We start from the raw sequence: 10168 nt of genomic DNA on the forward strand, positions 1-10168 counted from the left end.
GGCTCGACCCGGACGGCCGGGCGCTGGGAGGCGAAGCGATGCAACAACTCACCCGATTGACCACGACAGCCTGCTTGGCCGTGGCGCTGGCGATGCCGGCTTCGGCTCAGGCCCAACGCCGGGCGGAGCCCCAGCTGCAGGTGTCCTATCCGACGGACGGGACGCTCACCTGCGAGCAGCTGACGTTCGAGATCACCCGCATGGAAGAGATCGCCGGCGTCTCGGCGCAGAATGCCCAGAACGCCGAAAATCAGGGAGCCATGGCCAGCGGCGCAACCAGTGTGGCGGTGAATGCGGCGCTCTACTCCGGCGCTCTCGGCGCCGTTCCGGGCCTGGGGATGTTCGCCAACGCCGCCGGAGCCGCCGCCCGCCGCAACGCCGAGGCTCGTGCGCGAGCGGAGGCCGAGCGCATCCGCATCGCCGACCAGCGCCGCAGCCTGCTCAGCGGCATCTATCAGGGTCGCCAGTGCGGCATGGCCCCCGCGGCGCCCGCCACCGATGCGACCGCCCAGCCCACACCAGAGCCCGCGACCGCGCCCGCGCCCACCGCGGCGCCGTCTTCCGAAAGCGCCCTGCCCGCCTCGCCGGGCTGACGCGGCAGGACAGGACGCCGCTCATCGCAAGCGGACCGGATCAGTCCGTATCCACCGCCCGCACGTTGTCGTCCGAGTTGCGGTCGATCCACCTGTTGTACGGGTCGACGCCGGCGAACTTCGGCTCGCGCCGCGTGACGAACCGCAGGGTCTGAACGCCCGAGCGGATTGGGCGGCGCTCCATCAGCAGCACGTCGGCCTCCTTGAAGCGCCCCTTGCCCGGCTCGGCCGAAAACAGGCCGACGTCCAGGGTCTCGGTCAGCGGCGACTCGGTCTCCACCCCTTCGCCGTCGCCGTAGAGTTTGCGGGCGTCGACGGTGACGGTGACGTCCCACTGGCCATCGGGGCGGCGGGTCGCCGTCGCGCCGGTGGTCTTGACGTCGTACAGGGTGATCTTCTCGAACAGGTCGGTGATCAGGGCCTGCTTGTCCGCCGGCGCCTCGGCCCGGATCGCGGCCACGAGGTCGAGCGAGCGCGGATAGGGGGCGCCCTTGAAGGCGTACTGCGCCAGCACCCGCCGCAGGGCGCGGTTGACGGCGTCCTCGCCGATCTGGTCGCGCAGCAGGTACATGACCAGCCCGCCCTTCTGGTAGTGGATGTATTGCTGGTTCTCGACCCGCATCAGCGGCAGCTCCTCCAGCCGCTCGGTGCCCCGAGCGCGCAGATAGCGGTCCAGCTCCTGCTTCAGGAAGCGGCGGATCTGGTCCTGGCCATACAGCTTCTCCATCACCATCAGGGCTGAGTACTGGGCCAGCGTTTCGGACAGGGCCGTGGCCCCCTGCTGGTCCGACCCGACGATCTGGTGGGCCCACCACTGGTGGCCGAACTCGTGCGCCGCGACATAGGTCACATAGTCGATCTTGGTCGGGTCGCTGAGGTCGGCGATGAATCCCAGCCCTTCCGACCAGGCGAAGGTGTTCGGATACGACTGGGCGAAGCTGGCGTAGTCAGGAAACTCGACAATCCGGGCCTGTTTGAACTGGTAGGGGCTGAAGTTGGCCTGGAAATAATCGAGCGAGGCGCCGAGGGCGGTCAGCATGCGCGGCACGTTCCGGTCGTGCGCCGGGTCGTGGAAGACCACCATCTCGACGCCGTTGTGCACGCGCGCGGTCCGCTCGTAGCGGCCGGATTGCACCGAGAAGAAGTTCAGCACGGGCGACTCGGTCACGAACCGGCTGGTCCGGCGGCCGTTGCTGACGATATCCGACACCATCTGGCCCGGCGCGATCACCGTTTGCGCGGCGTCGGTCGTGACGGTGATGTCTGCGGTGACCCAGTCGGCGCCGATATAGTTGCGCGATTGGGCGCTGGTGTCTTCCAGCTTGGCCGGGCGCAGTTCGGCGGGGAGGCCCAGCTTGCGGCGCTTGGTGCGGTCGGTCAGCACGCCGCGCCGGTCCATGCCGACCGAGGGAGCGAACTCGCTGTTGTTGACGAAGGTGCCGTTGTCCACCAGCCGGGTGGTGTTGCCGCCGGCCTTGAAGCCGCGCTGCTCCAGCACCGTCTCGAAGGTGACGGTTCGCCGCTCGCCAGGCTGCATCGGCGTGGCGAAGCGATAGATGCGGTAGTCGAAGTCTTCCCACTCGCGGGCGACCGAGGCGCCCTCGACCGTCAGACGGTTCATGTCCAGGTCGTCCTGCCAGCGCAGGTGAACCTCGGGCAGCGGCGCGGTGGTGTTGTTGACCAGCACATAGGAGCCGCGCGTGGTGAGTTTCGGCTGGCGCGGCCGCAGGTCCATGACCAGCCGCACGTCCGCCACCGACGGCTGCGGCGTGGTCTCATAGCGCAGCAGCGCCTTTTCGTATGCCGCTTGCTCCTTCTCCTGCGCCTCCTGCGTCCGGTACTCGTTCCAGACGTTGGTGTTGGTGTAGATGTAGACACCCAGGCCGATGAACAGCGCCAGCGCGGCGCCGCCGATCAGGCCCGCGGGCCCGGCCAGGCGGTGCGGCAGGCGCTTCAGCCGCGGCCACAGCCGCTGCTCCGTCCCGCGCCGCCAGAGCCCGTAGGCCAGCACCAGCAGGATGACCGCGAAAGCCCCCCAATAGGCGTCCAGCACCGCCGCGAAACCGGCGAAGTCGCCGCGCCCGTTCATGTCCGACAGCGGCACGCCGATGCCGGCGCCGTAGCGGTACAGGACGTGGTCGAAGCCGAGGTTCGACAGCACGATGGTCGAGATCAGATAGACCACCATGATGGCCCAGCCGATGAACTTGTTGGGGGACAGCGCCTGTATGAAGATCGCCAGCACCGCGAGCGTGCTGAAGCTGATCGCCTGCGGGATGACGTACCAGACCAGATACTTGCCCAGCTCGAAGTCAGTGTAGCCCTTGATCGTCTGCGTCAGGACGCCCGCCAGCACGCCGGCCAGAGCCGTCGAAACCAGCACGAGGATCAGCGCCAGCGTCTTGGGAACCAGGAAAGTCCAGTCGGGCGTGGCCGAGGCGTCGACGATCTCGTGCACCTTGCGGTCCCGGTCGCGCCAGACCAACTCGCCGGCATAGTAGATGGCGATGACGATGGAAATCAGGCCGAAGGCGCCGGTCAGCGCCTCGATGACCTTGCGCGTCACAAGCAGGATCGGCGCCCCGTAGATTTCGCCGGTGAAGAACAGCGTGGCCATGCCGAAGGCGAAGCCCAGCAGGATCAGCACCACATAGGCGGGGCTCTTGAAGATCAGGACGGTTTCGAAGACCGTGCGCGACCAGAGCTGGGTCAGACCGCTGGCCAGGCCATAGGTCGGGCGCGGCAGCGAGCCGACGGGGGTGACCTCGACATCGGTCTCGACCAGCGCCTTCAGCCGCTCCTGCTTCTTCAGCTTCGCCCCGCGCGGCGACGGGCGGTAGAGCACATAGGCCGCGGCGAGCAGCGCGGCTCCGACCGCAGTCCATATCACCCGGTTCCACAGCAGCACGCCCTCCAGCGGCGCGTTCAGCGTGTTCCGCTCGGCGGCGGTCCAGTATTTGGTGACGAGGGCGTAGGCGCCCGAGCCGAACGGCTCGGCCCAGGCCATGGCGGTTTCGAACTCGGGCTTGGTACCCAGTGCTCCGGTCGCACCGAGATAGGCGATCAGCACCGCGACCACGCCGACATAGGTCGCCATCATCGAGCGGGTGACGGTGGCGAGGGTGAAGAACAGGGCCGAGGTCAGGAACAGCCCGGTCAGGCCGAAGACCACGTAGGAATAGGCGTAGTCGCCCAGCTGCAACGGCCCCAGCGTCTCGGGATCCACCCACGGCATGAAGGTGCCGATCAGGGTGCCCAGCGCGATGCTCAGATAGCAGAGCGCGACCGCGCCGAACGCTCCGAAGAAGCGGCCGTAGAGATAGGCCCCCTTGGTGATCCGGGTGGACAGGATCATCGGCCCGAAGCCGGTCTGCGTATCACGCGCCACCACGTTGGCGACGATGGCGGTCGTCGCGAGCATGAAGAAGACGTTGAAGATGATGTGCGCGCCCGCGAGCGCATAGGGCGCGTTCTTGTGCACGTTCCCGCCCGAACCGAGCGAGACGTTGTCGCTCGCTACTGCGCCGAAGGCGAGGAGGCCGAAGACAATGGCGATGACCCAGAACGCCGGCTGGCGCAGCTGATAGCGGAATTCGAAACTTGCGATCTTGGCGAACATGATCCCGTCCTCAAGCCGCGCGGCGCGAGGCGTTGACGGTCGCCAGATAGACGTCCTCCAGCCCGCCGGGCGCACGCTCGAAGCCGGCGCCCGGGTTGGTCTCGGACAGGACGTGGATGACGGTGCGGCCGGCGAACAGCCGGGTGGAGATGACGTTGTGCTGCTTCTGCACGGCGGGCAGGTCGGCCTTGTCGATGGTCTTGCGCCAGACCCGCCCTTCGAGGCTGTGCATCAGGTCCATCGGAGCCCCCTCGAGCTGGATCTTGCCGCCGGCCAGCACCGCCATGCGGGGGCAGAGGTCGGTCACGTCCTCGACGATGTGGGTCGACAGGATGATGACGACGTTCTCGCCGACCTCGGCCAACAGGTTCAGGAAGCGGTTGCGCTCCTCCGGGTCGAGACCCGCGGTGGGCTCGTCGACGATGATGAGTTCTGGGTTGCCGATCAGCGCCTGGGCGATGCCGAAGCGCTGGCGCATGCCGCCCGAGAAGCCGGCCAGCGCCTTGCCGCGCACCGGCCACAGGTTGACCTGGTTCAGCAGGGCCTCGACCGTGGCCTTGCGCTCCTTGCGGCCGGAGATTCCCTTCAGCACCGCCATATGGTCGAGCATGTCGTAGGCTGAGACGCGCGGGTAGACGCCGAAGTCTTGGGGCAGATAACCCAGCACGCGGCGCAGCTGTTCGGGATCGCGGATCACGTCGATGTCGCCGAAGCGGATCGAGCCGGAGGTCGGCGTCTGCAGCGTCGCGATCGACCGCATCAGCGTCGACTTGCCGGCGCCGTTCGGACCCAGCAGGCCGAACATCCCCTTTGGAATGGTCAGGCTGACGTCGTCCAATGCCCGCGTGCCGTTGCCGTACACGTGAGTCAGGTTCTCGATGGTCAGCATGACGTCCCCCTTTGTAGTCAAGGAACCTTGTCATCAGCCCCGACCCTTCGCAAGTTACGGTTCGGACAGGTTACGTCCAGCGCATTCCGCGGCCGTGCGTCCTTCCGGGGCCGTGAAGCGGAACCCGGAACCCAGGAGACCGGGCTCGGGCGGAGGCGACACGGCAGTCAGCTGAAGCCAGACCTCTGGATTCCGGGTTCCGCAGCGCGGCCCCGGAAAGACGATGTGATCATCGCTCTTTCACCTTCCGCCGGAAGCGGTGCAGCAGCGGCTCGGTATAGCCGTTCGGCTGTGCCGCGCCCTCGAACACCAGCGCCCGCGCCGCCTGGAAGGCGAGGCTGCCTTGCGGGTCGGTCGCCATGGGCCGGTACAGGGGATCGCTGGCGTTCTGGGCGTCGACCTTGGCCGCCATTCTCAGCAGGGCGGCGTCGATCTGTTCCGCCGTGCAGACGCCCTGCAGCAGCCAGTTGGCCATGTGCTGCGACGAAATCCGCAGGGTGGCGCGGTCCTCCATCAGGCCGACGTCGTGGATGTCTGGCACCTTCGAGCAGCCGACTCCCTGATCGACCCAGCGGACGACATAGCCGAGCAGGCCCTGGGCGTTGTTGTCCAGTTCCTCGGCGATCTGGGCCTCCGACCAGTTTCGCCCTTGCGTCAGCGGCGGCGTCAGCAGGTCTTCCAGACCCGGGACCGGTCGCGCGGCGATCGCGCCCCGCGCGGCGAACACGTCGGTCTGGTGATAGTGCAGCGCGTGCAGGGTGGCGGCGGTGGGGCTGGGCACCCAGGCGGTGTTGGCGCCGGTCTTCGGGTGCGCCGCCTTCTGCTCCATCATCTCGGCCATGCGGTCGGGCGCCGCCCACATGCCCTTACCGATCTGCGCTCTGCCGGACAGGCCGCACTGCAGGCCGATGGCGACGTTGCGGGCCTCATAGGCCGCGATCCAGGCCGAGGACTTGATCTCGGCCTTCCGCACCACCGGACCGGCCTGCATGGCCGTGTGGATCTCGTCCCCGGTTCGATCGAGGAAGCCGGTGTTGATGAAGACGATCCGATCCTTCACCGCGTGGATGCAGGCAGCGAGGTTTGCGGAAGTGCGCCGCTCCTCGTCCATCACCCCGACCTTGATGGTGTGCCGCGCGAGCCCCAGCAGGTCCTCGACCGCGTCGAACAGCGAGTCGGTGAAGGCGCACTCCTCGGGCCCGTGCATCTTCGGCTTGACGATATAGATCGAGCCGGCGCGGCTGTTGCGATGGGGCCCGAGCCCCTTTAGGTCGTGCAGCCCGATCAGCGAGGTGACGATGGCGTCAAGCACCCCCTCGGGCGCCTCGGACCCGTCTGGCAGCAGCACGGCGGGCGTGGTCATCAGATGTCCGACGTTGCGCACGAACAGCAGCGACCGGCCGGGCAGAATGACCGTTGATCCGTCGGCGGCTGTGAACGTCCGGTCCGGCTGCAGTTCGCGCGTGATCGTGCCGCCGCCCTTGGCGAAGGTCTCGCTGAGGTCGCCCTTCATCAGCCCGAGCCAGTTGCGGTAACCGGCGGCCTTGTCGGCTCCGTCCACCGCCGCGACGGAGTCCTCCAGGTCGACGATGGTGCTCAGCGCCGCCTCGAGGACGACGTCCGCGATGCCCGCGGGGTCGGCGCGGCCGACTGGATGGTCCCGATCGAACACCACCTCGATGTGCAGACCATTGTGGCGGAACAGGCGCGAGCGATCGCTTCGTGCGACGTACTGACCCGGGTCACGCAGGGCGATCGTCTCTTGCAGTCCGGACAGGTCGGCCCAGCTGCCGTGCGCCAACGGCACGGCCTGATCGAGAAAGCCCTTGGCGTAGGCGACGACGCGCCGGCCGCGCGCTGCGTCGTAGGCCCCCGGCGGCGGAAGGTCGCCGAGCGCGTCTGTGCCGTAGAGGGCGTCGTACAGGCTGCCCCAGCGGGCGTTGGCGGCGTTCAGGACGAAGCGGGCGTTCAGGATCGGCACCACCAGCTGCGGGCCCGCCAGCCGGGCGACCTCGTCATCGACCCCCTCCGTGCCGATGGTGAAGGGGGCTGGCTCGGCGATCAGATAGCCGATCTCGCGCAGGAAGCCTTCGGTCGCGGCCGGATCGTGAGGCTGGCCGCGCCGCCCTTCGTGCCAGGTGTCGATCCGCGCCTGCAGTTCATCACGCTTCGCCAGCAACGCCCGGTTCTGCGGCGCGAACCGCGCGAACACGTCCGCCGCGCCCGCCCAGAATAGGTCCGCGCCGATCTTGAGCCCCGGCAGAACCTCGTCCTCGATGAGAGCGGCGAGCGGGGCGGCCACTGAAAGGCCGGCGCGGGCTTCATAGGTCATCCGGATCTCCGCGGACCTTGGGGAGAGGGTCCGTAACAATGCGTGATCGCACTAGAGCGGCAGAGGTTGCAGAGAGCAACAGGCCCCTGAAATGACACCGGTGACAAAGGTTTGGAGGCGAGCCTAGTCTGCGACCATGACACCTCGGCTCCTGATCGATCGCCGCGACGCCCTCGTCGGCGGACTGGCGCTTTCCATGGGCGGGACCGCGGCGGCGCGGGCGCAGGACGGGAACCCCGTGGTCCGAACCACCAACGGTCCGGTGCGGGGCCGGCGCGACGGCGGCGTCGCCGTGTTCAAGGGCCTGCGCTACGGCGCCGACACCGGCCCGCGCCGCTTCCAGCCGCCCGTGGCGCCTCAGCCGTGGACCCGGCCGGTCGACGCCTTCGCCTATGGCCCCGCCTGCCCGCAGACCAGCGACGAACCGAACCAGTCCGAGGACTGCCTGTTCCTCAACCTCTGGACCCCCGCTCTCGACCACGAGCGGCGGCCGGTCATGGTCTACATCCACGGCGGCGGCTATTCGACCGGGTCCGGCTCCAGCCCGCTGTACGACGGGACCCGGCTGGCGCGGCGCAACGACGTCGTGGTGGTGACGCTGAACCACCGCCTGGGGCCGCTGGGCTACGCCTATCTGGCCCGGTTGGCGGGGGCGCCCTTCCTCGACAGCGGATCGTGCGGGCAGCTGGACCTGATCCTCGCCCTGCGCTGGGTGCGGGACAACATCGCCGGCTTCGGCGGCGACCCGTCGCGCGTAATGGTGTTCGGCCAGTCGGGCGGCGGGGCCAAGATTGCCACGCTGATGGCCACGTCGTCCGCCGCCGGCCTGTTCCATCGCGCCGCGACCATGAGCGGGCAGCAGGTCACCGCCTCCGGCCCGATGAACGCCACCCGCCGCGCGACGACGTGGCTGGACGCTCTGGGCCTGTCCCCTGGCCATGCGGCGGAGGCCGCGACAATGCCGGTCGAGGCGCTGCTCAAGGCGACAGAGGCTCCCGATCCCGTGCTCGGCTACGGCTCGCTGTATTTCGGACCGGTGCTGGACGACCGCAGCCTGACGCGGCACCCGTTCTACCCGGACGCCCCGCCCCAGTCGGCGCACATCCCGATGATCATCGGCAACACCCACGATGAGACCCGCGCCTTCCTGGGCGGCGACCCGGCCAGCCACGCGCTCGGCTGGGACGACCTGCCCGGACGGATGACCCTGGCGACCATGCGTATCGACGTGGCGCCCGAGCCCGTGATCGCCGCCTATCGCGAGATGTACCCCCGCTACAGCCCCAGCGAGGTCTTCTTCGCCGCCACCACCGCCGCCCGGTCGTGGCGCGCCGCCGTCATTGAGGCCGAGGCCCGCGCCGCGGCGGGGACGCCGGCCTTCGTCTACCAGCTCGACTGGGTCTCCCCGATCGAGGGCGGACGGCGCGGGGCCCAGCACACTGACGACATCCCCTTGGCCTTCGACAACGTCGCCGCGCCCGGCAGCCGCGCGCAGGGACCTGAGGCCCAGCCTATGGCCGACCGCCTCAGCCGCGCCTTCGCCGCCATGGCCCGAGGCGGCGATCCGAACCATGCCGGCCTGCCGAGCTGGAGCCCCTGTGACCTGGCCCGCCGCCAGACCCTGATCCTCGATCATCCGCCGCGGATGGAGGACGATCCTCGCGGCGCCGAGCGGCGTCTGTTCGCCCGGATTCCCTACGTTCAGCCGGGGACCTGAGCGGCCCATCGACCCCCGTCTCCTTGACTTCGCCGCATTCGAAGTCCATTTGCGCTGCGTCGCACAATTGCGGCGCCCCGGTGCGCTCCAGCGCGTGTGGGTCTTCAGACTTCGAAGACCTGACTGTAGCAGCGGCCGGCCCTCAAGATTCATTCGCTGCCCGGACACGCGGGGCGGCGCCCGATCCACCCCGTCGCGGCTCCCTCTCCGGAGCCAAATCGGGACTGGCGGTGCGCGGCCTTTGGCTTGTCAGCCCGGTCGATGCGCGTCGCCGCATGCGAAAGAACGCTCCGTGAGCACCAAGACCTTCGAATCCATGAACCTCAACCCGGCCCTGCTTCAGGCGCTGGCGTCCGAGGGCTACACCATCCCCACCCCGATCCAGATGCAGGCCATCCCTGATGTCATGGCCGGCAAGGACCTGCTCGGCATCGCCCAGACCGGCACCGGCAAGACCGCGGCCTTCGCGCTGCCGATCCTGCATCGGCTGGCCGAGAACCGCACACCGCCGGTGCCCCGCACCTCGCGGGTGCTGATCCTGTCGCCGACCCGCGAACTGGCCAGCCAGATCGCCGAGAGCTTCAAGACCTACGGCAAACACCTGGGCTTCCGCGTCGCCGTGATCTTCGGCGGCGTGAAGTACGGGCCGCAGGAACGCGCCCTGCAGCAGGGTCTCGACGTGCTCGTCGCCACCCCCGGCCGCCTGCTTGATCACATGCAGCAGAAGACGCTGGACCTCAGCCGCACGGAGATCTTCGTGCTGGACGAGGCCGACCAGATGCTGGACCTCGGCTTCGTCAAGCCGATCCGCCAGATCGTCAGCCGCATCCCGGCCAAGCGCCAGAACCTGTTCTTCTCGGCCACCATGCCGACCGAGATCGGCAAGCTGGCGGGCGAACTGCTGAAGGACCCGGTCAAGGTGTCGGTGACGCCCCAGGCCACCACGGTTCAGCGCATCAACCAGTCGATCATCCACATCGAACAGGGCCGCAAGCGCGCCCTGCTGACCGAGATGTTC

Annotated in this window: 5 protein-coding genes and 1 pseudogene; 3 read left to right on the forward strand and 3 right to left on the reverse strand. The window is 68.5% G+C overall.

The annotated features are described in order from the left end of the window. Positions 1–593, forward strand: a pseudogene (locus tag VGB60_RS02405) (hypothetical protein); the annotation flags it as partial. Between the two features lie 40 nt (positions 594–633). Here the strand turns inward: VGB60_RS02405 and VGB60_RS02410 are convergent. From VGB60_RS02410 to VGB60_RS02420, 3 genes are all read right to left on the reverse strand, one after another. After that, complete coding sequence (locus tag VGB60_RS02410; protein ID WP_331036685.1) at positions 634–4212, reverse strand: ABC transporter permease/M1 family aminopeptidase; 3579 nt, start codon at positions 4210–4212, stop codon at positions 634–636. Positions 4213–4222: 10 nt separating this feature from the next. Beyond that, positions 4223–5101, reverse strand: a complete 879-nt coding sequence (locus VGB60_RS02415) for an ABC transporter ATP-binding protein (RefSeq protein WP_331036686.1) — start codon at positions 5099–5101, stop codon at positions 4223–4225. A 229-nt stretch (positions 5102–5330) separates the two neighbouring features. Next, complete coding sequence (locus VGB60_RS02420) at positions 5331–7433, reverse strand: malate synthase G (RefSeq protein WP_331036687.1); 2103 nt, start codon at positions 7431–7433, stop codon at positions 5331–5333. Between the two features lie 136 nt (positions 7434–7569). Here VGB60_RS02420 and VGB60_RS02425 point away from each other — a divergent pair, with 136 nt between their 5' ends. Both VGB60_RS02425 and VGB60_RS02430 read left to right on the forward strand, forming a co-directional pair. After that, complete coding sequence (locus VGB60_RS02425) at positions 7570–9150, forward strand: carboxylesterase/lipase family protein (protein WP_331036688.1); 1581 nt, start codon at positions 7570–7572, stop codon at positions 9148–9150. Positions 9151–9466: 316 nt separating this feature from the next. Beyond that, on the forward strand, positions 9467–10168 hold a 702-nt coding region (locus VGB60_RS02430), incomplete at its 3' end, for a DEAD/DEAH box helicase (RefSeq protein WP_331036689.1).

Source organism: Brevundimonas sp. (genome assembly GCF_036399195.1).
Lineage (GTDB): Bacteria > Pseudomonadota > Alphaproteobacteria > Caulobacterales > Caulobacteraceae > Brevundimonas.